This is a genomic window from Streptomyces sp. NPDC001222 (assembly GCF_042896945.1).
GTDB classification, from domain to species: Bacteria; Actinomycetota; Actinomycetes; order Streptomycetales; family Streptomycetaceae; genus Streptomyces; species Streptomyces gibsoniae.
This window is the reverse complement of the sequence record NZ_JBIAXT010000042.1, coordinates 1-23,552: the sequence shown is the minus strand read 5'-3', so window position 1 is coordinate 23,552 and position 23,552 is coordinate 1. Positions and strand designations below refer to the sequence as shown.

Annotated in this window: 23 protein-coding genes and 1 pseudogene; 15 read left to right on the top strand and 9 right to left on the bottom strand. The window is 70.8% G+C overall.

What is annotated here, in order from left to right:
• Window positions 1–231: 231 nt before the first annotated feature.
• The 8 genes from ACFY2Z_RS36375 to ACFY2Z_RS36340 are packed head-to-tail and all read left to right on the top strand — an operon-like array spanning window position 232 to window position 8,495.
• The gene (locus ACFY2Z_RS36375) at window positions 232–1,398 is read left to right on the top strand and encodes an inositol-3-phosphate synthase (protein WP_390748294.1); all 1,167 of its coding nucleotides are present in this window, start codon (window positions 232–234) and stop codon (window positions 1,396–1,398) included.
• A 56-nt stretch (window positions 1,399–1,454) separates the two neighbouring features.
• Window positions 1,455–2,414 carry an SCO3242 family prenyltransferase gene (locus ACFY2Z_RS36370; protein ID WP_390748269.1) on the top strand — a complete coding sequence of 320 codons (960 nt, stop codon included), beginning with the start codon at window positions 1,455–1,457 and terminating at the stop codon, window positions 2,412–2,414.
• Window positions 2,411–3,310, top strand: a complete 900-nt coding sequence (locus ACFY2Z_RS36365) for a sugar phosphate isomerase/epimerase family protein (RefSeq protein WP_390748268.1) — start codon at window positions 2,411–2,413, stop codon at window positions 3,308–3,310. The genes ACFY2Z_RS36370 and ACFY2Z_RS36365 overlap by 4 nt, the downstream gene beginning before the upstream one ends.
• Window positions 3,307–3,999, top strand: coding sequence for an EboA domain-containing protein (locus ACFY2Z_RS36360; RefSeq protein WP_390748267.1), 693 nt, complete (start codon window positions 3,307–3,309; stop codon window positions 3,997–3,999). Before ACFY2Z_RS36365 ends, ACFY2Z_RS36360 begins: the two co-directional genes overlap by 4 nt.
• Entirely contained in the window at window positions 3,999–4,865 is an 867-nt protein-coding gene (locus ACFY2Z_RS36355) for a TatD family hydrolase (RefSeq protein WP_390748266.1), read from the top strand. The genes ACFY2Z_RS36360 and ACFY2Z_RS36355 overlap by 1 nt, the downstream gene beginning before the upstream one ends.
• Window positions 4,866–4,867: 2 nt before the next feature.
• Window positions 4,868–6,034: a metabolite traffic protein EboE gene (gene eboE, locus ACFY2Z_RS36350; RefSeq protein WP_390748265.1), complete on the top strand. Its 1,167-nt coding sequence runs from the start codon at window positions 4,868–4,870 to the stop codon at window positions 6,032–6,034.
• A 59-nt stretch (window positions 6,035–6,093) separates the two neighbouring features.
• Complete coding sequence (locus tag ACFY2Z_RS36345; protein WP_390748293.1) at window positions 6,094–7,428, top strand: alkaline phosphatase family protein; 1,335 nt, start codon at window positions 6,094–6,096, stop codon at window positions 7,426–7,428.
• 59 nt (window positions 7,429–7,487) lie between these two features.
• Window positions 7,488–8,495, top strand: coding sequence for a sugar phosphate isomerase/epimerase family protein (locus ACFY2Z_RS36340; protein WP_390748264.1), 1,008 nt, complete (start codon window positions 7,488–7,490; stop codon window positions 8,493–8,495).
• A 129-nt stretch (window positions 8,496–8,624) separates the two neighbouring features.
• Here the strand turns inward: ACFY2Z_RS36340 and ACFY2Z_RS36335 are convergent, their stop codons facing one another.
• From ACFY2Z_RS36335 to ACFY2Z_RS36315, 5 genes are all read right to left on the bottom strand, one after another.
• The gene (locus tag ACFY2Z_RS36335) at window positions 8,625–9,239 is read right to left on the bottom strand and encodes a GAF domain-containing protein (RefSeq protein ID WP_390748263.1); all 615 of its coding nucleotides are present in this window, start codon (window positions 9,237–9,239) and stop codon (window positions 8,625–8,627) included.
• Window positions 9,202–9,825, bottom strand: coding sequence for an ATP/GTP-binding protein (locus ACFY2Z_RS36330; protein ID WP_355919334.1), 624 nt, complete (start codon window positions 9,823–9,825; stop codon window positions 9,202–9,204). Before ACFY2Z_RS36330 ends, ACFY2Z_RS36335 begins: the two co-directional genes overlap by 38 nt.
• Entirely contained in the window at window positions 9,803–10,189 is a 387-nt protein-coding gene (locus ACFY2Z_RS36325) for a DUF742 domain-containing protein (protein ID WP_390748262.1), read from the bottom strand. The genes ACFY2Z_RS36330 and ACFY2Z_RS36325 overlap by 23 nt, the downstream gene beginning before the upstream one ends.
• Window positions 10,190–10,192: 3 nt before the next feature.
• Window positions 10,193–10,585, bottom strand: a complete 393-nt coding sequence (locus tag ACFY2Z_RS36320) for a roadblock/LC7 domain-containing protein (RefSeq protein ID WP_390748261.1) — start codon at window positions 10,583–10,585, stop codon at window positions 10,193–10,195.
• A 76-nt stretch (window positions 10,586–10,661) separates the two neighbouring features.
• Window positions 10,662–12,146: an ATP-binding protein gene (locus ACFY2Z_RS36315; RefSeq protein WP_390748260.1), complete on the bottom strand. Its 1,485-nt coding sequence runs from the start codon at window positions 12,144–12,146 to the stop codon at window positions 10,662–10,664.
• 578 nt (window positions 12,147–12,724) lie between these two features.
• Between ACFY2Z_RS36315 and ACFY2Z_RS36310 the strand changes: the two genes are divergently transcribed.
• From ACFY2Z_RS36310 to ACFY2Z_RS36295, 4 genes are all read left to right on the top strand, one after another.
• On the top strand, window positions 12,725–13,096 hold the full coding sequence (locus tag ACFY2Z_RS36310; RefSeq protein ID WP_390748259.1) for a peptidoglycan-binding protein: 372 nt from the start codon (window positions 12,725–12,727) through the stop codon (window positions 13,094–13,096).
• Window positions 13,097–13,299: 203 nt separating this feature from the next.
• Entirely contained in the window at window positions 13,300–14,199 is a 900-nt protein-coding gene (locus ACFY2Z_RS36305) for a DUF6424 family protein (RefSeq protein WP_390748258.1), read from the top strand.
• A 571-nt stretch (window positions 14,200–14,770) separates the two neighbouring features.
• The gene (locus ACFY2Z_RS36300; RefSeq protein ID WP_390748257.1) at window positions 14,771–15,847 is read left to right on the top strand and encodes a M4 family metallopeptidase; all 1,077 of its coding nucleotides are present in this window, start codon (window positions 14,771–14,773) and stop codon (window positions 15,845–15,847) included.
• A 242-nt stretch (window positions 15,848–16,089) separates the two neighbouring features.
• A complete protein-coding gene (locus ACFY2Z_RS36295; RefSeq protein ID WP_390748256.1) occupies window positions 16,090–17,298 on the top strand; it encodes a hypothetical protein in 1,209 nt (402 codons plus the stop codon).
• Here the strand turns inward: ACFY2Z_RS36295 and ACFY2Z_RS36290 are convergent.
• Window positions 17,282–19,105 carry an asparagine synthase-related protein gene (locus ACFY2Z_RS36290; RefSeq protein WP_390748255.1) on the bottom strand — a complete coding sequence of 608 codons (1,824 nt, stop codon included), beginning with the start codon at window positions 19,103–19,105 and terminating at the stop codon, window positions 17,282–17,284. The genes ACFY2Z_RS36295 and ACFY2Z_RS36290 overlap by 17 nt on opposite strands.
• 1 nt (window position 19,106) lies before the next feature.
• Window positions 19,107–19,730, bottom strand: a complete 624-nt coding sequence (locus ACFY2Z_RS36285; RefSeq protein WP_390748254.1) for a lasso peptide biosynthesis B2 protein — start codon at window positions 19,728–19,730, stop codon at window positions 19,107–19,109.
• Window positions 19,731–20,363: 633 nt separating this feature from the next.
• Between ACFY2Z_RS36285 and ACFY2Z_RS36280 the strand changes: the two genes are divergently transcribed.
• A complete protein-coding gene (locus ACFY2Z_RS36280; protein WP_390748253.1) occupies window positions 20,364–20,852 on the top strand; it encodes a hypothetical protein in 489 nt (162 codons plus the stop codon).
• A gap of 16 nt (window positions 20,853–20,868) precedes the next feature.
• On the opposite strand, the pseudogene ACFY2Z_RS36275 reads toward ACFY2Z_RS36280, so the two are convergent.
• A pseudogene (locus tag ACFY2Z_RS36275) lies at window positions 20,869–21,152 on the bottom strand (DUF4396 domain-containing protein); the annotation flags it as partial.
• Window positions 21,153–21,318: 166 nt separating this feature from the next.
• On the bottom strand, window positions 21,319–22,197 hold the full coding sequence (locus ACFY2Z_RS36270) for an alpha/beta fold hydrolase (protein ID WP_390748252.1): 879 nt from the start codon (window positions 22,195–22,197) through the stop codon (window positions 21,319–21,321).
• A gap of 198 nt (window positions 22,198–22,395) precedes the next feature.
• Between ACFY2Z_RS36270 and ACFY2Z_RS36265 the strand changes: the two genes are divergently transcribed.
• Together ACFY2Z_RS36265 and ACFY2Z_RS36260 are read left to right on the top strand one after the other, a co-directional pair.
• Window positions 22,396–23,073 (top strand): hypothetical protein, encoded by a 678-nt coding sequence (locus tag ACFY2Z_RS36265; RefSeq protein WP_390748251.1) that lies wholly within the window; start codon window positions 22,396–22,398, stop codon window positions 23,071–23,073.
• The gene (locus tag ACFY2Z_RS36260) at window positions 23,070–23,471 is read left to right on the top strand and encodes a hypothetical protein (protein WP_390748250.1); all 402 of its coding nucleotides are present in this window, start codon (window positions 23,070–23,072) and stop codon (window positions 23,469–23,471) included. Before ACFY2Z_RS36265 ends, ACFY2Z_RS36260 begins: the two co-directional genes overlap by 4 nt.
• Window positions 23,472–23,552: the final 81 nt, after the last annotated feature.

The window sequence follows — 23,552 nt, the reverse complement described above, 5'->3', positions numbered from 1 at the left end:
CCCGGCACGCCCGCCGTCCCAGGCGGCGCGCCGGGCATCCGGCACCCGCCCGCCGACATCGACGCCGGCTCGGGTCACCGGCACGTCCTGCCGCAGGTGACCCCCGCGCCGCGCCCTGACCCCGGAAGGCCGTCCGGAGGGGAGCGGAAGCAGGTGACAGGGGACAGCGACATCGACAGCGAGGAACAAGGCGGCCGGGCGCGACCGCGCACGGCCGACGGAGGGGACGAGATGCCAGATCAGCGCAGTCGTACGGGTGTCTGGTTGGCGGGAGCGCGCGGATCGGTGGCCACCACGGCCGTCGTCGGCACGGCCGCTCTGCGGGCGGGGCTGGCCGGTCCGACCGGATGCGTCACCGAGCAGCCGGGGTTCCCGGACGCCGGCCTGTCCGCCGTGTCCGACCTGGTCTTCGGGGGACACGACGTCGCCTGCACGCCGCTGCCCAAACGGGCCGAGCAGTTGGTCGCGGCCGGGGTGCTGCCCCACGGGCTGCCCACCGCCGTGCACGACGACCTGGCCGCAGCCGATGCCGAGATACGCCCGGCCCCTCTCGCGGGCCCGGACACGAGCCAGTCGGACGCCGTCGAGGCGATACGCGCCGACATCACCGCCTTCCGCGAGCGGCACGGTCTCGCCCGCGTGGTCGTCGTCAACGTGTCCTCGACCGAACCGGTGCTCCGGGCACACCCGGCGCACCACTCGGCAGCGGCCCTGCGCGCCGCGTTGTCCGCCGGTGAGGACGTGCTGCCGTCCAGCTCCCTGTACGCCCTGGCCGCGATCACGGCCGGGTGCGCCCACGTCGACTTCACGCCGTCCACCGGCATGCGGATCCCGGCCCTGCGGGAACTGGCCGAAGAGGCCGGACTGCCGTACGCCGGAAACGACGGCAAGACCGGGGAGACCCTGCTCAAGGCGACCCTCGGGCCGATGCTCGCCGCCCGGGGCCTGCGGGTGAGGAGCTGGTCCGGCACCAACCTGCTCGGCGGCGGCGACGGCGAGACGCTCGCCGATCCGGCGGCGATGGCCAGCAAGACGGCCTCCAAGCAGCGGGTGCTCGCCGAGACGTTGGGACACCCCGTCGAGGGCGAGGTCCACATCGACTACGTGCCCTCCCTCGGCGACTGGAAGACCGCCTGGGACCACGTGACGTTCGAGGGGTTCCTCGGCGTGCGGATGAATCTCCAGTTCACCTGGGCCGGTTGTGACTCGGCGCTGGCCGCGCCCCTGGTGATCGACCTCGCCCGGCTGACGGCCCGGGCCCATGAGCGGGGGATCTCCGGGCCCCTTGCCGAACTGGCCTTCTTCTTCAAGGACCCCGTCGGCAGCGATGAGCACGCCGTGATGAGCCAGTACGAGACGCTGCGGACCTTCGCCGCCCGCCTCGGGGACGGGCGGTGATCCGCCGGTCCACGCTCCGGCCCGCCCCGGGCCTCGTCCCGGGGGGAGGCGGGGACGTGGGAGTGGGCGACGGCCCGGCCGGGGCCCCGCACCCCGGATCCGTGGCCTCGGCGCCCGCCGGGGCCGCAACGCCGCCGAGCCGGCGTCTGCGGGACCTGGCCGAACTGGTGCGGGCCCCGGCCGCGTTCACCGTGCCGGGGGACGTCCTGGCGGGCGCGGCCGCCGTCGGCCGCCGCCCCGACCTGTCCACGGCCGCTCTGGCCGCCTCCTCGGTCTGCTTGTACTGGGCCGGGATGGCACTCAACGACTGGGCCGACCGCGACCTCGACGCAGTCGAACGCCCCGAACGGCCGATCCCCTCGGGCCGGGTGGCCGCACCCGTGGCCCTGGGCACCGCCGTGGCCCTGACCGCGCTCTCCCTCGGGCTGGCCGCGGCCGCCGAAGGCCGCCGCGCGATGACGGTCGCCGTGCCCCTCGCGGCGACCGTCTGGGGGTACGACCTGTGGGCCAAGTCCCGTCCCGCGGGCCCCGCGGTGATGGCGGCCACCCGGGGACTCGACGTCCTGCTCGGCGCCCGGGCGGACCGGACGCGGTCCGCCCTCCCGGCGGCCGCGACCGTTGCCGGGCACACCCTCGCCGTCACCGCGCTCAGCCGCGCCGAGGTCACGGGCGCGCAGCCGTGGCTGCCCCGGACGACACTCGCCGCCACCGCAGCCGTCGCGGCCGCGACGGCGCTCCGCACCGGCTCCGCCCGCCGGGGCACGGACCGCCGGCACCGACTGGGCGTCGCGGCCGGGCTCCTCGCGTACGGCGCGACGGCCGGCCGCGCCCAGGCGCACGCCGTCACCGACCCTTCCCCGGGCACGGTCCGCAAGGCCGTCGGCGCGGGGATCCTCGGCCTGATCCCGCTCCAGGCCGCGCTCACCGCGGGCGCGGGCGCGGTGCGCTCCGCCCTTCCGCTCGCCGCGGCCTTTCCGATGGCCCGAGCCCTGTCCAGGCGGGTGTCCCCGACATGACCGAACCACGCGACCGCGACACCACGACCGCCGAGCCCGCGCTGCGCTACGGGTTCGGCACCAACGGCTTCTCCAACCACCGGCTCCAGGACGCGCTCACCGTCATCGCCGACCTGGGCTACGACGGCGTGGCGCTCACCCTCGACCACCACCACCTCGACCCCTTCGCGCCCGGACTGGCCGCGCGGACGGCGGCCCTCGCGCGGCAACTGGACCGTCTCGGGCTCGGCGTCGTGATCGAGACCGGAGCCCGTTACCTGCTCGACCCCTGGCACAAGCACGAACCGACCCTGCTCGCGACCGAAGGACGGGAACGCAGGGTGGACTTCCTGCACCGGGCGGTGGCCGTCGGCGCCGACCTCGGCGCGCAGGCCGTCTCCTTCTGGGCGGGCGTCAGGCCCGTGCAGCTCGACCCGCGGACGGCCTGGGACCGACTGGTCGCCGGATGCGCGGAAGTCGTCGAGGCGGCGGAGAAGGCGGGCGTCCTGCTGGGCTTCGAACCCGAACCGGGGATGCTCGTGGAGAGCCTCGACGAGTACACCAGGCTGGCCGCGGCGCTCGGCGACCCGGCGCCGTTCGGCCTGACCCTCGACATCGGCCACTGCCGCTGCCTGGAACCTCGCCCGGTGCCCGAGTGCGTGCGCAGGGCCGGGAGACGGCTGGTGAACGTGCAGATCGACGACATGCGCCGGGGCACCCACGAGCACCTGGAGTTCGGCAGCGGCGAGATCGACTTCCCGCCCGTGCTCAGCGCCCTCGACGAGGTCGGCTACCGCGGGCTGGTCGCCGTCGAACTGCCCCGGCACAGCCACGACGCCCCGGGCGTGGCCCGCCGCTCCCTGGACTTCCTGCGCTCGTGCGACCCCGCGGTCCGTCGTGAGGAGGAGATGGCATGACACCCGACCACCTCAGAACCGCACTGACCGACCGGATGACCGAGCAGGGCACGAAGTGGCTCGCCGGCGCGTGCGCCTCGGTCGCCACCGACCCCGGAGTCGTCCGCGGTCTGTTCCCACTGGTCGGACGCCGATGCGGACGAGATCCGCTGGACCCCGCCGACCCGCACGGCTGGACGGTGGACGACGCCGCCCGCTCCCTGCTGCTCGCCGCGATGCCCCTGACCGGCACCCCGTTGCTGGAGGAGATCGGGGAGCTCTACCGCACCGGTGACGCGGCCGAACGGCGCGCCGTGCTGCGCGCCCTGCCGCTGCTGCCCGTCGGCGACGGCGGGCTCCCCCTGGTGCGCGACGCCCTGCGCACCAACGACACCCGGCTGATCGCGGCGGCACTCGGCGACTACGCGACCGACCACCTGGACGCCGACACCTACCGCCAGGGCGTGCTGAAGTGCGTCTTCACCGGGATCCCGCTGGCCGCGCTGCCGGGCCTGCCCGGCCGGGCGGACCCGGAAATGGCGCGCATGATGGCCGCGTTCGCCCACGAGCGGACCGCCGCGGGACGCGATGTGCCCGACGACGTCGGGCCGGTCCTCGCGCTCTTCCCGGACGTGGCGGTGCCCGGCCACCGGGACCTCCAGGACGTCACCACCGCGACCACCGACCGTCCCAGCCCCCGGGAGGCGTGATGCGTATCTTCGACCCGCACATCCATATGACCTCGCGTACCACCGACGACTACGAGGCGATGCACGCGGCCGGCGTACGCGCCCTGGTGGAGCCCGCGTTCTGGCTCGGCCAGCCGCGCACCTCCGTGGGCAGCTTCCTGGACTACTTCGACTCCCTCATCGGCTGGGAGCCGTTCCGCGCCGCCCGGTTCGGCATCCGCCACCACTGCACCGTCGCCCTGAACCCCAAGGAGGCCAACGACCCGCGCTGTGCGGAGGTGCTCCAGCTCCTGCCGCGCTACCTGCCCAAGGACGGCGTGGTCGCCGTCGGTGAGATCGGCTACGACTCGATGACGCCCGAGGAGGACGAGGCGTTCGCCGCCCAGCTGCAGCTCGCCGTCACCCACGACCTGCCGGCGCTGGTCCACACCCCGCACCGCGACAAGGCAGCGGGCGTGGAGCGCGCCCTCGCCGTGGTGAAGGAGTCGGGAATCGCCCCCGAGCGCGTCGTCGTCGACCACCTCAACGAAGTGACGATACGTCAGGTCATCGACTCGGGCTGCTGGACGGGGTTCTCCATCTACCCCGACACCAAGATGGACGAGCGCCGCATGGTCGCCGTGCTGCGCGAGTTCGGCACCGAGCGGATCCTCGTCAACTCGGCCGCGGACTGGGGCAGGAGCGACCCCCTGAAGACCCGGAGGACGGGGGACGCCATGCTCGCCGCGGGTTTCACCGCCGACGACGTCGACACCGTCCTGTGGCGCAACCCCGTCGCCTTCTACGGCCAGAGCGGCAAACTGGAGCTCGACGACTCGGAGGCGCCCGGCGCCGACGCCACCTACGAGGGCAACTCCGTGCTGCGCGGCGTCCGGACGGAGGGGTAGCCGTGCGTCTGCTCCACCCCGACGGCACGGTGGTCCACCTCGCGTACTGCACCAACGTCCACCCCGCCGAGGACTTCGACGGGGTGCTGGCCCAACTGGCCCGACACGCACAGCCGGTACGCGAGCGGCTGGACGCGCCCGTCCTCGGCCTGGGCCTGTGGCTGGCCCGCGACGCCGCGGCGGCCCTCGCCGCGGACGACGGCGCCGTCGGCAGGCTCCGCCGGGAGCTGACCGCCCGGGGCCTGGAGGTCGTCACCCTCAACGGCTTCCCCTACCGCGGCTTCCACGACCCCGTCGTCAAGCACGCCGTCTACCGGCCGGACTGGACCACGCCGGACCGGCTGCACTACACCCTCGACCTCGCCCGCGTGCTCGCGGCACTGCTGCCCGACGACGCCGCGCACGGCAGTGTCTCGACCGTGCCCCTGGGCTGGCGGACCCCGTGGACGGCCGGGCAGGCGGACGAGGCCGCCCGAACGCTCGAGGCGCTGGCCGGCGGTCTGGCCGCCCTCGCCGGAGAAACAGGCCGGACGATCAAGGTCGGCCTGGAACCCGAGCCCGGCTGCGTCGTCGAGACCACCGCCGAGGCGGCTCGTCACCTCGCCCGCGTGGACACCGACCGCATCGGCGTCTGCCTGGACGCCTGCCATCTGGCGGTCGGCTTCGAGGCGCCGGCCGCCGCACTCGCCCGCCTGGACACGGCCGGACTGACGGTGGTCAAGACCCAGGCGTCCTGCGCCCTGCAGGCCGCCGACCCGTCCGATCCGGCGACCCGGGCGGCACTGGCCCGCTTCGCCGAGCCGCGCTTCCTGCACCAGGTGCGGGAACGAGGCGCCCCGCCCCGGGCCGTGGACGACCTGGACGCCGCTCTCGCCGGCGGGCTGCCCGGCCGCGATCCCTGGCGCGTGCACTTCCACGTGCCGCTGCACGCCGATCCGGAGCCGCCGTTGACCACGACCCGTCCCGAGCTGGAGGCGACCCTCGCCGCCCTGCTCGGCGGGGACACCGCCCACACCGCACACGTGGAGGCCGAGACCTACACCTGGGGGGTGCTCCCCGAGGCCGTCCGGCCGCAGGGCCCAGGCGCCCTCGCCGACGGCATCGCCGCCGAACTCGCCTTCACCCGCGACCACCTGATCTCTCTCGGCCTGAAGGAGGTCACCCCGTGAGCCCTGAGCCTCTGCTCGTCCTCGACGTCGTGGGCCTCACCCCCCGGCTGCTCGCCCACATGCCCCGGCTGCGGGCCCTCGGCGAGGCGGGCTTCACCTCACGCCTCGACACCGCCTTCCCCGCCGTCACCTGCACGGTGCAGTCCAGCCTGCTCACCGGGCAGCCCGCCACCGGCCACGGCATCGTCGGCAACGGCTGGTACTTCCGCGAGCTCGGCGAAGTGCTCCTGTGGCGGCAGCACAACGCGCTGGTGGGCGGGGAGAAGCTGTGGGAGGCGGCGCGGCGCTCCCACCCCGGCTACCGGGTGGCCAACATCTGCTGGTGGTACGCCATGGGCGCCGACGTCGACCTCACCGTCACCCCACGGCCGATCTATTACTCCGACGGCCGCAAGGAACCCGACTGCTACACCTATCCGCCGCAGCTGCACGACGAACTCACCGCCAGGCTGGGCACCTTCCCCCTGTTCACCTACTGGGGGCCGACCGCCTCCCTGACCTCCTCCCGGTGGATCGTCGGAGCCGCCCGGCACATCCTCGCCACCCAGGTCCCCGACCTCACCCTCGTCTACGTCCCCCACCTCGACTACGACCTGCAGCGCTACGGGCCCGACGATCCCCGCGCCGCCGCGGCGGCGGCCGACGTCGACCGGGTCCTCGCCCCGCTGCTCGACGCCGCGGCCGCACGCTCGGTCACCGTGGTCGCCCTGTCCGAGTACGGCATCACCAACGTCTCCAGGGCGGTGGACATCAACCGGGTGCTGCGCCGGGCCGGGCTGCTGCACGTCCACACCCAGGACGGCATGGAATACCTCGACCCGTGGACGTCGTCCGCCTTCGCCGTCGCCGACCACCAGGTCGCCCACGTCTACGTCGCCGACCCGGCCGACACCGAGCGCGTCCGCGAACTGCTGGCCGGCACCGACGGCGTGGCCGACGTGCTCACCGAGGCGGGCAAGAAGGCGTACGGCATCGACCACCCGCGGGCCGGCGACCTCGTCGCCGTCGCCGAGCCCGACTCGTGGTTCACCTACTACTACTGGCTCGACGACGACCGCGCCCCGGACTTCGCCCGTCTGGTCGAGATCCACCGCAAGCCGGGCTACGACCCGGCCGAGCTGTTCATGGACCCCAAGGACCCCAAGGTCAAACTGCGCGCCGCCGCGGCGCTCGCCCGCAAGAAGCTCGGCATGCGCTACCGCATGAGCGTCGTCCCCCTCGACCCCTCCCCGGTGCGCGGCAGCCACGGCCGCCTGCCCGACCACCCCGACGACGGCCCCGTGCTGCTGTGCTCCCGGCCCGGCGAGGCGCGCGACCACTACGACGCCACCGAGGTCAAGGACCTGCTGCTGCGCCTGGCCGGCATCACACCGGGCGCTTCCCCGGCCTCCTGACCCGCACGACCCCTGACCCCTCAGCACCGCCCAGCGACGAACCGACCGGAGGAACCGAGATGCCACGCCCGATCACCCTGTTCACCGGCCAGTGGGCCGACATGCCGTTCGAGGAGGTGTGCCGGCTGGCGGCGAAGTGGGGGTACGACGGGTTGGAGATCGCCTGCTGGGGCGACCACTTCGAGGTCGACAAGGCCCTGGCCGACGACGACTACATCCCGCGCCGCCGCGCCCTGCTGGAGAAGTACCACCTGCGGTGCTGGACGCTCTCCTGTCACCTGACGGGCCAGGCCGTCTGCGACCACCCCATCGACGAGCGCCACCGCGGCATCCTGCCCGCCCGCATCTGGGGCGACGGCGAGCCGGAGGGCGTCCGGCAGCGCGCCGCACAGGAGATCAAGGACACCGCGCGGGCCGCCGCCGCTTTCGGGGTGGACACCGTCGTCGGCTTCACCGGGTCCTCGATCTGGCACACCGTGGCGATGTTCCCGCCGGTTCCGCCGGAGATGATCGAGCGCGGCTACGCGGACTTCGCCGAGCGGTGGAACCCCATCCTCGACGTCTTCGACGAGGTCGGCGTGCGCTTCGCCCACGAGGTCCACCCCTCGGAGATCGCCTACGACTACTGGACGACGGTGCGCACCCTGGAGGCGATCGGCCACCGGGAGGCGTTCGGGCTCAACTTCGACCCGTCGCACTTCGTCTGGCAGGACCTGGACCCGGTCGGCTTCCTGTGGGACTTCAGGGACCGCATCTATCACGTGGACTGCAAGGAGTCGGTCAAGCGGTTCAACGGGCGCAACGGCCGCCTAGGCTCCCATCTGCCGTGGGGGGACCCGCGCCGAGGCTGGGACTTCGTCTCCACCGGGCACGGGGACGTCCCCTGGGAGGCGTGCTTCCGGATGCTCAACTCGATCGGGTACGACGGGCCGATCTCGGTGGAGTGGGAGGACGCCGGCATGGACCGCCTGGCCGGTGCCCCGGACGCCCTGCAGTTCATCCGCGCACTCGCAGCGATCGAGCCGTCGGCCCAGTCCTTCGATGCGGCGTTCACCTCCGGTGACTGACGACCGCATCGCTCCGGACGAGGCCTGATCCCGGCGGCGACCGGCCCGGCGCCCGCTCAGGGCCGCCGGGCCGCGCAACTGGTGGGGCCCTTGCCGAAAACCTCGTCCGCGCGGATCAGGACGCGCCGGTCAGTTGCGGCGGCGCGCCGACTCCTCCAGCCGCTCGACCAGTTCCGCAGCCATGGCCTTGATGGTCTCCAGCCCCTTGCGCCCCCACGGTTGCGGGTCCTGGTCGACCACGCAGATCGTGCCGAGCACCACGCCGGTGCTGTCTATCAGCGGTGCGCCCAGGTAGGAGTGGACGCCGATCGCGTCGACCACCGGGTTACCGGCGAACCGCGGGAAGTCCCGGATGTCCTCCAGCACCAGCGCCCGGCGGCGCTTGACCACGTGCGGGCAGATGCCCATGTCGATGTCGCGGGGCATGACGCGGCCGGGCACCGGATCCTCCAGCAACGGCGGTCCCACGTGCACCGTGGTGTCCTGCGCGGCGCTGTACAACCCCGCGTAGTACTGGCGGTCGGCGTCGAGGAAGAAGTTGACCCCGGCGTAGCAGCCGCCGGTGCGGTGTGCCAGCTCCCGTGCGAAGGCGTCCAGTTCCGCATCCGGGCGGGCATCGATGCCCAGCTCGCGCAGCCGCTCGGATCGGGTACGTCCCTGTGGGTCCTCCGGGGGGAGGAGCAGATGGCGCAGGGCGATCCCGGCCTCAGGCCCGGATGAGGGGTTGGTCGGTGTCGCTGCCATGGGAACTCCTTGTCGTGATCAGGTGCTGGATCAGTTCGAGCAGCACGCGGATGCCCGAGTTCTGGACGCGCGCGTCGCACAGCACCACCGGCACCTCCTGCCTGAGGTCGAGCGCGCTCCGCACCTCCTCCGCGTGGTAGCGGTGGGCGCCGTCGAACTCGTTGACGGCGACGACGAAGGGGATGCCGCGCCGCTCGAAGAAGTCCACCGCCGCGAAGGAGTGCTCCAGCCTGCGGGTGTCGGCGAGGACCACCGCCCCGAGCGCTCCCTCGGAGAGTTCGTCCCACATGAACCAGAAGCGCTCCTGCCCGGGCGTGCCGAACAGGTAAAGGACATGGGACGGACCGAGCGTGATCCGGCCGAAGTCCAGGGCCACCGTGGTGGTGGCCTTGTTCTCCACTCCGTCCAGTCGGTCCGTGGCCGCGCTGACCGCGGTCAGCATCTCCTCGGTGCTCAGCGGCTCGATCTCGCTGAGCGCGTTGACGAAGGTCGTCTTTCCCACGCCGAACCCGCCGGCGACGAGCACCTTGATTCCCACCGGCAGGACTTCGGCGGGCAGCGGGTCACAGTCGTTTGAGGAGGCCATCACGTACCGCTTCCAGGAGGTCTTGATCGGGTCGTGCGTAGTGGCCCGGGGACGGCGGGGGCGCGTCACCTGCGACGACCGCGCCTCCCTCCGCCAGATCGGACAGCAGCACCTTGACCACGGCGGCGGGCACGTGCATCCGGGCGGCGACCTCGGCGACGCTCACCGGCTGCGCGCACAGCGCCAGCACCTGCGCATGCTCCAGGCCGAAGGCGCCCTGTGTCTGGACGCCCGTGGCCCGCACCATCGTCACCAGCGTGAAGTGGGACGTGGCCCTGGTCCGGCCGTCGCTCACGGTGTAAGGACGGACCAGCCGCCCGACCGCTTCGTCGACCAGCGGTCCGTCCGGGAGGACCGGCGTCATCGGTTACCCCACCGGGTGCCGGGGCGGTGTGGCGAGGTGCGGGCGCACGCTCTTCACCATCATGCCCATCTCGTAGCCCAGCACCGCCGCGTCCGCCTCACGTCCGGCCAGCACCGCCAGCACCGCGCCGTGCCCGGCGGACGAGACGAACAGCAGCGAGGTGCTGAGCTCCGTCACTATCTGCCGCACGTCACCGCCGTCGTCGAAGCGCCGGCCCGCGCTGCGTGCCAATGAGTACAGCCCACTGGCGAGCGCGGCCAACTGGTCGGCGGCGTCCTTGTCGAGCCCCTCCGCTGCCTTCACCAGTCCGTCCGAGGACAGCAACAAGGCGCTCCGGGTGTGCGGCACCCGGTTCACCAGACCTGTCAAGAGCCAGGAAAGGTCTTCGCTCGCCACGATCGTGTACTCCTCTTCGACGGAAGGAAACGGTGTGCTGGACGGGGCCCCGACCCTTCGGGGCGGCCCTCGGCTGTCAGGGTGTCTCCGCTTCCTCGGCCCTGCGTAGTCCGGTCTGGAACGCGGCCATCAGGCCCGGGTCGTGTGCGATGTCCTCGGAAGAACCGGCGCTGCGGACCGGGTGCGGCTGTTCGGCGGCGTGGTCCCGGCGATGGCGCTGAGGCAGCCGCGGACGGTCGCCCTCGCTGTCGGAGGGCATCGGGGCGGGCTCGGGTTCGGAATCGAGCACGCCCGGATCCGCAGCGACGCTCGTCACTGTCGCCCCGGGCGCGGCCGCCTCGGGCTCCACCGGTTCTTGTGGCATCGCGTCAGGGGCCGCGACAGCGTGGTGCTCGGGCGCGGGAGCTGCCGGCTGCGGGCCGAGCAGTGCCGTGGGCACCACCATCACGGCCTGAGTGCCGCCGTAGACGTTGCTCTGCAACCGCACGGCGATGTCATGCCGCTGGGCCAGCACGGAGACCACGTACAGACCGATCCGGCCGTCCTGCAGCAGCTCGCCGAGGGCGACCTTGTCGGGTGCGCTCAGAACGGTGTTCATCTGGTTGCGCTCGGCCGGGGACATGCCCAGGCCCCGGTCTTCGACCTCGATCGCCACCCCCGCGGCGACCGGCTCCACCCGCACATGCACGGTGGTCTGGGGCGGCGAGAACACCGTCGCGTTCTCCAGCAGCTCGGCCAGCAGATGGACGACGTCGACCACGGCGTGGCCACTGACCGTGCCGTCGACGGGCGGGACCAGCTTGACCCGGGCGTACTGGTCGATCTCGGCGACGGCGGAACGTAGCACGTCGGTCAGGCCGACGGGACGGGTCCACTGGCGGTGGGTGTTCGCGCCGCCGAGCACGGCCAGGTTCTCGGCGTAGCGGCGGATACGGGTCGACAGATGGTCCACCCGGAACAGCCCCTTGAGCAGGTCGGGGTCCTCGACCTCGTTCTCCAGGCTGTCCAGCAGACCGATCTCGCGGTGCACCAGGGACTCGAGCCGACGCGCCAGATTGGCGAACACCTCGAACTGCTCCAGCCGCGAGGTGTGTTCCGCGCCGACCGCCCCGGCGGCGGTCTCCAGCAGCGCCGCCTCGGCCTCGTGCCGGGCCGCAGCGATCTCGAATCCGAGTCGGGAGAGTTCGTCCGGGCCGGTCTGCGGCGGCAGTTCCGGTCGGCGCCGCACAGGCGACTCCCCGGCCCGCAACCGACGTCGCAGCGACTCCAGTTCGGCCCTGCCCTCGGCTGCGGTACGGATCAGCTCGGCCAGCTCGGCACGGTTCCGGTCGGCCGCACGGGACAGCTCCGCCCAGTGCTTGGTGACCGCTCGTGCCTCCGCCGATGCCCGTATACCCGCGATCCCGGCCGCCACGGTGCCGATGAGGACCAAGCCGCCGAACACCGCGCTCTGGTCCGCCCGGTCCAGGCGGCCGTCACCGGCCAGTGCGGTGGCCACCGCACCGGCCACGGCGACCACGCCCGGGGGCAGCACGGACCACAGCACCTGACGCCGCCTCATGGACCCGGCTCGTGACTCGTCCGTCACACGAGGGGTCACGGGCGACGCCGGCCGGTCGTCCGGCGGCGTGGAAGGATCAGGCATGACAGTCCCTGGACAGTACGATGATCGGGCCGAGCGCGCAGGTTACCGCGCACCAGGACTCCGGCGTCAGCCCCCTGGCGGGTACAGAGATCGAACCGTGATTGCCTGCCTTGTTACCGGCCCGGGGACGCAGGGCGACCGGCTTGGCACCGCGGGCGGCCGGGGGAGCGGACGGTCCGCTTCGAGGCACTGCTCGTCGGCACCCCCCGCCGACACCGAAGCCAGGGGCGTGTTCGTTTGCGATCCCGTTGTAAATCGTTTGCGCAGTCCCGGTGACGGGTGTTCAGGCTGCTGTGGGGGAGGGCACAACCGATGACATGGCGGAGGCTGGACGTCCTGACGATGAAGCGGATGCGAGACGACAAGATCCTCCGGCTACCCCTGAACCAGAGCCCGGTTCTCCAGGCTTACTTCATCGCTTGAGGTTCCGGTGGCAGTGGCTGAGGACCTTCGCCGGTTGGTGGAGCCCTCAGAAGTTCGCCGGCGCCGTCGCCGTGGGGCTGCTGGTCGGCCTCGGGGGCAACTACATTCCTCAGTGGGCCGACGGATCGCATTCCGGATCGACCCCTCAGCCGGGTCAGGACGGTTCCCCGGACACCTGCCACTACTCCGTCAAGGACCACCGGCTGTATGCCGGATTCAGCACGACCATGACTGATGAGACGGACATTGCCGGCGGGAGCAACGACGATGTCCGCGAGGTGCAGTGTCTGTTGCTCCACATGGGAATCTCGCCGGGGGCCGTGGACGGGAGCTTCGGAGCGGGAACACAGAAAGCGGTCGAGAAGGCCCAACGCCGTGGTCACGTGACGCCGGACGGTCGTGTCGGGCCGAAGACGTGGAAGGTCCTTCGAGCCGCGAAGTGATCCGTGGAGGACTGCGCCAGATTATTCGGCGCAGGCGTTGCCAGACCGCGGCACACCGGTCGTCGCCCTGCCGATGAGCCCTGTCCATCGCAGGCCCCGGCGGCGTGGGCTCGCTGACCTCCCACCCCGGGCGCACCATGAAGACAGGGGCATTCGGCACCGTGGGCCGGACGCGGACCGCGGTCGGCACCTGGAGGTCGGTCATGGCGAGCGTCGGTTCCCTGGCATCGTCCCGGATTCCCGACACGCTCAAGCCCGGCGGGATCGAATCCGAGAGCCATCCTTGGAAGATACGTCTGGTCGAGCACCCCAAGCGCTTCGAGTCGGCGTCCTTCCGTGCCGCGAAGAAGACGGCGCGGAAGATACTCGACGAGATGAGCGACGCGGAGCTGCCGTACGGGCCCCGGCCCGCCGGCTCCGAGCACTGGGAGATGCACCACGGAGGCAGCCTCTGGGTCAAAGGAGAGGGCGGCTGGCGGATGTACCGCGCCCGGGTGGGAATCGAGTGGAGCATGCAGTTCTGTGCGGAGCCGGCGAAGGTCGACCGGCTCAGGCGGGAGGCAGCCGAACTCGTCGGCGCCTTCCCGCTGACCCTGCCTGCCCTCGCCGAGCTGGGCTACGAGAAGGCCGGGGAACTACTGCGCACCCCGATCAAGAACGCGGACGCCGTGGAGGCGTGGACCGATTCCCTGTTCAACGCGTGCGTGCCCATGAGCCACGGCAACCACCAGGGCCTCCTGCCCAAGGTGCCCGGTGAGCACCACTACCCCTGGCCCGTCAAGGGCGCGGACTTCGTCCGGTACGACGACTTCCAACTGTGGGTGACCCTTCCCGACGGCACCCACGGCGCCGTCGCCCCGGTGGACCGGCGGGGTTCCGGAGACGGACACGTCCGCCTGGTGCACGTCCCTGAGGGCAGCGAGGCGGCAGAGACACTGGCCGAGGCGCAGGACCAGGGACTGATGGCGGTCCTGCCGCCGAACAGCTCGGCCGCGCTCCAGGCCTTCGCCGGCCAGATCGACCCCGGACGACGCACCGCGGCCGGTCCGCCGGCCACGGGCCGAGCGCGGCGAAGCGGCCGCGGCTGCCGCTCGGTGTATTGATCACGCCTTCGGCGGGCTGGGCTCGGACCCGAGTACGTCCACTACGAGGGTCCGAGCCCCGCCCGCCGAGAGCACGCACCTGACGACGCAGGGCCGCCCTCCGGGCGGCGACACGCGTTTGACGACAGGCCCTGGACCGCCGGACGAGGAGTCCGGCAGATGCCGTAGAGGAGAACGATCTGCGGTGCGGGTCGAGCATGAGGCGCGCCCGCGGAACGCGCAGTTGCGGGCCCACGGCGACGGGCGGAAACTGATGCCATAGCACGTGCGCGCGTGGATCGCGCGGTGAACCGGATTCGTCCCCTCAGCTATGGGGAGAACTCAACTCCATTTGAGTTTAAGTACCCAGTTCCTCGAAGGAGCGTGCCGCTCGTACGGCATCTGACGGGCCGACAGCCCGCTTTCCGGGGGCTGCCTCAAGGCGGACATACGGGTCTGGGATCAGCTGACCGTGACGCTCGTCAACCAATTCAAGTCCATGATCGGCACGCGTGCCGCCGTCCCCGGAAAACGCGAGCGTCAGGCGGATGAGGTGCGCTACCGCTACCCGCCACCGATCGGAGCACATGCCATGACCGACGACATCCGCGGCTTCTCGCTCAGGTCCGTGGCCACGACGCCATGCACGATCGTGCCACCGCATCTGCTCAACCGGCTGGCCCGAGCCGAGAACCCGGCCGTGCGTGAGACTGCCCGTCGCACCCTTGCGCTCGACGCGGCACAACGTGTCCAGCGGAGGCTGACGACCGAGATCGGCCCGACCGCCGCCCCGCCGATGCGTGCGCCCGACCACCCCCACCGCACCGTCTGCGACGTCGAGCACCGGCAGGAGTTGCCCGGCAGGCGCATCCGCGGAGAGGGCGAGGCCGATGCCCCGGACACCTCGGTCAATCACGCCTACGACGGCCTGGGAGCCACCTTCGATTTCTATCTGCAGACCCTGTCCCGCTCGTCCATCGACGGGGCCGGCCTTCCTCTGGATGCCAGCGTTCACTTCCGCCGCGACTACGACAACGCCTTCTGGGACGGCGAGCAGATGGTGTTCGGCGACGGTGACGGGCGCATCTTCGGCGATTTCACCCAGGCCCCCGACGTCATCGGCCACGAGCTCACCCACGGCGTCACCCAATACACCGCCAACCTGGAATACGTGGGCCAGTCCGGAGCCCTGAACGAGCACCTGTCCGACGTATTCGGCTCCTTGGTCGAGCAGTACGCCAAGGGCGAGACAACCGAGGAAGCGAACTGGCTGATCGGAGAGGAGCTGCTGCGCCCCGGTGTTCGGGGCGTCGCTCTGCGCTCGATGAAGGCACCGGGCACCGCGTACGACGACGATGAGCTCGGCAAGGATCCGCAGCCTTCCCACATGAACGACTATGTGCAGACCTTCGCCGACAACGGCGGCGTGCACATCAACTCGGGCATCCCCAACCACGCCTTCTACCTGGTCGCGACGCAGCTCGGCGGCCACGCCTGGGAGCGGGCCGGCCGTATCTGGTACGACGTGCTCACCGGTGGCGCGCTCGCCGGCGACGCCGACTTCGAGTCCTTCGCGCAACTGACGGCGGACGCCGCCGGCGCCTACGGGCCGCAGGAGAGTGAGGCGGTGGTCAAGGCGTGGCAGGCCGTCGGCGTACCGACGGGTTGAGCCGGCCAGGGAGCTCGCTCGTGTAGGCCGTCCGGAGGCATCCAGATGGTGATCCGACGGATCACCACGAACGATGGTGCTCGAGCCCTCGGCGCGGCGGCCGGGGGCCGTGGCGCGGCGCTTCGCCCGTGCCGTGCCCCAGTGACGGTCGAAGGAGACACGTGAAGCCTCCGCCCAGGTCGGGCACCGGCTCGCACCCACGGGTGCGACGGGTACCGAGGACGAGACCCAGACGGTCACCGGTGGCCGTGGTAGTGATCCTGCTGGTCTTCCTCCTGACGGCGCTGGTGCTGGGTTGGTTCGGCATCGAGGACCTCGAGGAGGCCCTGACCTTCCCGGGGCGCGTCACCGGTGCCGTCCTCGTCGTGGTCTCGCTCACCACGTTGCTCGGCGCTGCCGCGGTCGTGGACCACTGGTTCTGGAGCAGCTTCGCCTACTCCGGACTGGTCGCTCTGATCGGCGCGAGCGCGGCGTTCCTGACCAGCGCCGTGCTCCTGGTCGAGACATGTAAGGGAGAATCCCTGTTCTGGCCGGCAGCGTTAGGCATGCTCACGGCAGGCTCGGCATGGGCTGTCTTCGTGGTGTGCCGGACATCGGTCGTGATCCCCGCTCCGAAGCGGCTGGCCGCGGCACTGATCATCTCCTCGGCTATCGCGGGGGCCAATTTCGGCTACCAGAGCCTCTATGAGCCGTCCCGGCGCACGGCCAAGCCTCTCATCAAGTTGACCATGGGGACGCCTGTGCTGAGCCAGGACCGTAAGGCATTCGCCGTGCCGGTCGACATCAGTCTCGAGAACCACAGTGATGTGGGTTTCTATGTGCTCGGCACCGAAATCCACGCCATGGGGGAACGGGTGACGTTGAGCGCTAGGGACCGGCTCCGCCAGCAATGGCGAATCGATGCCGAACAGTGGAACAATTCCCAGGAGAAAAACCCGCTCTCCCGCAGGGAGGTTCACCAGCCCGGCGAGTTGGTGGCCGCGCAACCCATGATGCCCTACGGAGAGTGGATCGAGGAAAACGACTCCTACACCACCCGCGTGGTTGTGCAAATGCCCGTCAACACGCCCTACGACCGGGTGGCGTTCTACGCCTCGGCTCACTTCGCACGCAAGGACCGACTCGGACTGGCGCCCGAACTTCGATTCGAAGGGTACTCCTGGGGCGCCGGCCATGTGCCCCCATGGGTGAAGAGCCAGAACCTTGACGCCGTCGTCTACCGCGGCAGGGTGCACGAAAACAATGCGATCGACGATCACACGAGGGACCCCCGCTACGTGAACGTCTATTGGAGTTTCGGTGCGCATGGCTCAAGCGTGGCGGCAGTTATTGCGCGAAAGGGCGAGGAAGACAAGGAAGCCCCGTCGGACTCGGCGACCCGGTACGGACTTGTCGACGCCGAAACGGGCCCGATCGAGCGGACGCTGTGGGACATCAAGAAGACCCAGTGATGACCGGCAGGGCCGCCCCGGTCGTGCGAGACCGCTGGTCCCCTCGCTCCAGCCACGCCACGAGGGCGAGAGAGCTGTTCAAACGATCCCATGAGTACGGGTCCCCCATTCCGAGCTGCGCCTCCCTCACCGCCCGGCACAGCGTGCCGACGTCGAACATCTCCGAAATCAACGGGTGCCTCGCGGAGCGGCAGAGGTCGATGAGTTCGTCACCGTGTGCCCGTAGACCCCGGGCGTAGAGCTCGTTGAAGGGGATCTTGACCGACCGGGCACGGATCCCGGGCGGGAGCAGATCTGCCATGGCCTCGCGCAGAACGGCCTTGGGGCGGCCCGGAAGGAACGTGGCCTCGATGGGAAGGCGCCGCATCGTGGCGACGACCTCCGGGTCGAGGAAGGGGTGCGAGAGGAAGAACCCGTCCTGCCCTGCGCGGCGCCAGGACAGCGGGTCGGGAGCGGCGATGTAATTTGCCGCGTCGTAGAGGGAGCGTTCCGGCCTGCGCCCGAACACGAAGCGGCTCTCCGCAAGGCTGGCATCCCGGTAGCCGTGAGCCCGGGCGAATCCGGATCGCAGCCATCGGGGACGGGCGAAGTTGCCGAGGCCGCCGAGCACCGTTCCGCGGCGGTGGACCAGCGCCGCGATCCGTTCGGCTGCCAGCGGAAGAGTCGGCTGCACGACATGAGCGGAGACGACGTCCCACAAACCCCGCTCACTGCCCGCGGCCCAGGTACGTGCCTGCTTCGTCATCTGCCGGAGCTGTCCTGTTCGGGCCAGCCTGTGCAGGTGAAACGGGTTGGCGTCCGCGATCGGGTCCGCTCCGCAGCCGGTCATGAGAGTGTCACAGCCCAGTTCCGCCGCAGCGGCATGAAGCCTGCTCCAGAACGGGGCGCGGAAGGCGTGCGCATGAGGCTCGTCCGTGTCTCCCGCGTGGTCCTGGAAGCTGTCGAAGTCGGCCACGTCGTCGGCGTCGACGATCACCGAGCGGGCCGCAGGTGCGTGACGGCGGATCTCCTCCATCGCCTCGTCGAGGTAGGGCTGCTCTCCGGCCAGTTCCCCTCTTCCGAAGCGCCCGGCGATCAGGACGAGGTCCCCGGGCTGCCCCAGTCCCGCCGTCTGCAGCCGCGCTGCGAGCAACGCGACGCTGGTGGAGTCGGTGCCGCCGGAGACGTGACATGCCGTCGTCCTGCCCATACGGCGCCCGACAGCGTTCTCGAGCGCGAGCCGCAGCTCCTTGGCGGCGTCGCTGAGACGGAGGCCCCTGACGGCCGGTTCCGACGGGTCGTGGGCCTCGTGAGCGTGTCGCACCGCCCGACCGCGTATCTGCCCAGTGATCGAAAGCTCCACCACCTCGCCGCCGAGAACCCGGTGCACGCCGGCGAACGGGGTGAGTTCCGTGTGCGGTTGCGCCATGTTCCCGGTCAGGTACCGGCAGAAGTAGCGACGTTCTGGCCCTGCTCCGACGCCCAGGCGGCTCGCCGAGGTATCCACCCCGCTCACACGGCCGCCGGACTCCCTGAAGAACAGGGGGATGCGCGCATGCTCGTCCCGTATCAGCAGGATGCGGTCGCGGTACACCAGGACAGCCGCATAGTCACCGGTCGGCAGGCGCGGGGCGGCTACCGGTCGGCTGAAATCGTCGAGGAGGGCGCGAGCACCCGCGACGCGGCCGGTGACCGAGCCGACCCAGCCGACGACCGCAGCGGTGCCGGCCCGTGAGGAGACTGTCGTCACGAGCCCCTGCTGCGCCATGGCCCCGGCTGCCGAGAGCTTCGGCGCGCCCCCGGCCCACTCGAGGCGGAGCGCCTCCACGTCAGGGCCCTCCGCCGTTGATCGAGAGAACGGGCGAGAACACGTGCCCGCGCGGATCGGCGTCAGGGATGCACAGGCCCGCCGAAGACGTCCAGGCGTGCAAGGCGAACGGGTGTTCGCGGACACCGACGTGGAGCACGGCCTTCAGACCACGCCGCCGCAGCAGGACGAAAGCCGTCACGGCCTCGGCCTTGCAGTCGTCGTTGACGAACCAGCTTCTGCGGCTGTGTGACTGCACTGCTCGTTTGAGCCGTGCGACGTCCTGCACGGAAGGGGGGTCCGCACGGGCGTATTCCGGAGCTGCTACGGACAGGAGTCGCAGGACGCGCCCGAATCCCATGGTCCGGATCAGCAGCTGCACCGCCCGCAGCCAGATTCCGACCGCGACGTCCGAACATTCCTTTCGGCGGCCCGTCGCGCACCCGGCCCGAATGAGAGCGGTGACGAGGTCGGCGCGTTCCTCAGGGCCTCCGTCAGCGAATTTCTGGATGTCTGCCGTCGCCATTCCCAGAAAACGCGTCCGCTTCCAGTCCGCAATGAGAGCTCCGCCGGACATTCTGGTGACACGGCAGTGCGGTGACAGGATCCGCGTCATGGCTGTCAGGGCATCGGCGTCCTCTGCCACCGCGCACCCTCCAAGGTCAGCCTGCCGCAGCGACTTTGAGGCGGGCCCGGTTCGACTCTGTGGACAGTGTCAGGACATGTATCCGTGACCGTCGTAGTGGCCGCCGCTGAAACCCCGGATCAGACGGCCGTTGCCGAGAAGGACAAGCCGGCGCGGCATACGACGTCGCAGCAGTCGGAGAAACATCGTATACCTCCGATAGTTATGCGGCATTATTTCTTTATCAGGTTACCTATCCTCGTATGTCCCGCAACTGGACTGCCGGTGTCGGCGTCGCGAAGCACGAGCGCGCCGAGGGCGGCGAGGGCGTCGTGGCTCGCTTCAAGACGCGGAGCTCGGCGACATGGAAGCGAAGGCTTCGACCTTGGGGCCGCGGTCTTCGTCGCGTTGGCGTCCAGAGTCGACGCGGACGCCAACTTCCCACAAGACGGAGGACTTCCACCATGGAGCGGTGTCCCACGGGGGAAGAACACGGACCACGGCAGCGGTCTGGTCCCTCCAGGCGCTCATCTCCGGGTTCTCCGGGTACTTCATCTCCAGCCGCCTTCAGGAGCAGCCAGGGTTCCGGGCCGGGTCGCCCTGCTGGCCGTCGTCGGGCAGTTGCTGGCACTGGTGACCCAGTGCGGCAGGAGCATGGCCGGCTTCCGCCCCGACTGGGGGTTCTCGCGCGATGTCCTCAGCGTGCTCCGTAACCCGTTCGACAAGGCCGTCCCGGTGTGCCTCGTCGGCCACGCGAGCACTCTGCCCGGCCTCGTCGAGACCGCACCGGCCTGGCCGCCGAACCATGTGTACGGCTTCTGGACCGGCCTGGTCCCGGCAAGGCTCGCGGTACCGCTGACGGTCGCCGTGTGTGCCGTCCAGGCCGAGCCGATGTCGAGGAGCCGTCCGGGCGGATGGCCCTGGCGCCTGCCGTGCCCGGTCGTGGAACGAGAGCTCCGGTCCGCCTGGCAGGAGCCACCGACCGACCGCCAGTACCACACCGGGACCTGCGTCGCTTCCCGGCCGCGCGGGGTCGACGGCCCTTCCGGTTGCGCAACAGGGGAAGCGGATCGGCTGACCTACTCGAAGCGCGCGATCGAGACGTCGTGGCAGATCAAGCCGAGTTGCGGAGCTTTCTGGTAGCGATCTTTCCCTCGTGTCAGTGGTAGGCGTGCACGACGGCATGGCCCTTGCCGCGGCCGATCATCCACCGGTTGACCGGGGTGGTCAGCGCGAACGCCAGGAGGAGGGAGAGGCGTGGGAGACCCAGAAGAGGACATCGCCGAGTCCGGCGTCCATGCCTCCGGGCACACCCGCCATGACGGCGTTGTCGATCAGTTCCGTCACGGCGATGGACACCGTGTCCGCGGCCGGCGCGATGCCGAGCGCCTGCCGGACGGGGAGCCCGGCACGCAGCACGCCGCGCATGGTCAGGGCGTAACCGACGAAGGGACAGCGTGGATGGTGCCGAACCACCACCCCCGGGCGCCGAGCCGGGAAGTGACCGCCGTCCGCGCGTCCTCCCCCCGACCACTCACACACCTCAACGAGCCGAGGCCGTAGCGCCTCGGACCACTACGGCGGACCGGCAGCCGGGCGCCGCCTTGGCTCATTCGGCGTCGAGGAACGCGTGGACGTCGGAGGCGAAGTCCTCGTAGTGCTGGAACAAGAACCCGTGCGCCGCGTCCTCATAGATCTTGACGGTGGCGTTCGGCAGCAGGCCGGCGATGAGGTACGAGTACTTCGGCAGGATCATCGGGTCGCTGTCGCCGTTGGCCACGAACACCGGCGCGGTGAGCGCCTCCAGCTCGTCGAACAACGCGGTGTTCGGCACACCCCACCGTGCGACCGCGTCGTACTGAGCGATTCGGGTCGCCCAGTCCGTCTCGACGTCTCGGTCTTCCGTACGTGAATAGATCCGGGTCAGTGTGTTCATGCCCGCCGCCCGGCTGGATTCCGACGCGGTGAAGAACACCCGCAGATACTCCTCGCCCGACGTCCTCGGTCCACCCACGGCAGCGATCACATCCGGAGCCCATCCGTGCATGCCTCGCGCGCCTTGCGGGGCGGTCGACGCCAGAACCACCTTGCCGACGGCGTCCGGCCGTGCGAGCGCGACGCGCTGTGCGACGAAGCTTCCGATGCTGAACCCGAGCAGGTCAAAGGATTCGATGCCCAGCGCGACGGTGAAGCCGAGGACCTCGCGGGCCATCTGTTCGACGGTGTCCGCCGGCCTGCCGGTGCTGCCTCCGACGCCCTGGTAGTCCATCGTGACGACACGGCGGTTCCGGGCCAGGGCGTCTATGAGGGCAGGGTCCCAGTTGTCGAGGTTTCCCCGGAAGTGCTGGAGCAGCACCAACGGGCGGCCGTCACGGTCCCCGATGTCGCGGTAGGCGTATTCCACCCCGTCCGTGGCCGACACACGAAGGTTCGGAGCGGATGCGTACCGGGCGGTCCCCGCATCGGGTGCGGAGGTCGGTTCGTCCATGGAGGGGCCTCTTCCCTGGCTCACTTGGTCGGCTGCGTCGAGGGGCCGTCCGGGGCCTGCCGTCGATCCCGCCCAGTATCAAGAGAGCCTTGGACACAGGGCATCGCACATTCGGGTGAGGGCCGGGGAGAGACCGCGTGGACCTGTCGCGCGATCTCGATCTCATCGTTGTCGGTGGTGACCGCTACGGTCGGACCCGTGAATGCACAGCGAGGGGGAGCGGCTCCGGTGAGGGAGTTCGCGGGTGAGTTCGAGATCCATCTGACGGTTCGGCCGGACGCCGATGCGGACGGTGAGGAGCGGATACGCCTGTGGGCGCAGCGACATGGCTTCAAGTACACCCGTATCGTGCTGGACCGGGGGCGCACGCCGGACCAGCCCATGCTGACATGCTCGGGACGAGGCACGCTGGCCGCGCAGCTGGCGACGGCCCGCGGGTGGGCCGATCGGCTGCGTGGCGACGGGTTCCGTGTGGCACGGTTGAAGGTGGAGGGCGCGCCCTGGAACGCCGACGTCCCGGAGACGGACAGGGAGGCCAGGGCTCTTCCTGAGGGCTGCTACTTCGAGCACCACGTCAAACTGATCCTGTCGGGGGAGACACAGGTGGCCGCAGTGCGGGCGCTGGCCGAGTCGCACGCGGCCCATGTCTCCCGAAACGCCCGCCGGTCCACGGAGGGGGGTCGGCACGAACGCTTCGTCACCCAGCGATGCCGCGGCGTCGGCCGCGCGGAGGCGGCCCGCCGCCTCGGTGCCCTCCTCCGCGCCCTGCACGAGGCCGGCCACCCCGTCGTCGAAGTGGAGCGGGAATTCGTCGTCCACGACGACAACCCGGCTGTGGACGCCGGCTGGATCGAAGGCGAGCCGAGGGCCGCGTGACGCACCCCCACCCCTCGGACGGGCACGTCCCACCACCGGCCGCCGTCGACCGCCGGGCGGCCCAGCGCGCGGCCCTGGACCACGTCCTCGCCCTGATCGCGGACGCTCCCTGGAGCGGAAGCCTCATGCTGCGCGGAAGCATGGTCCTGCCGGCCTGGGTGGGAAGCGCGGCGCGCGAACCCGCCGACCTCGACTGGGTGGTCCTGGAGGACACCGTCGGGATCGACACGCTGGATCCCTGTCCGTACGTCGACCTGCTCGCCACGGTGCAGCAGTGGCCTGAGGCGGCCGACGGCGCAGCGGCGTACGAGATATGGACATACGAGGAGTTCGGCACCGACGGCCGGCGACCGATCCTGCCACCGGAAGGGCTGCACTGGGTTCTTATGGCTAGGTGATTTTCATGTCCGTTGTCCACGACTCCCCTGTCCACGACTCCCCGAACAAGGGTTGACGGGTTGACGAGGTTGACGGGTTGA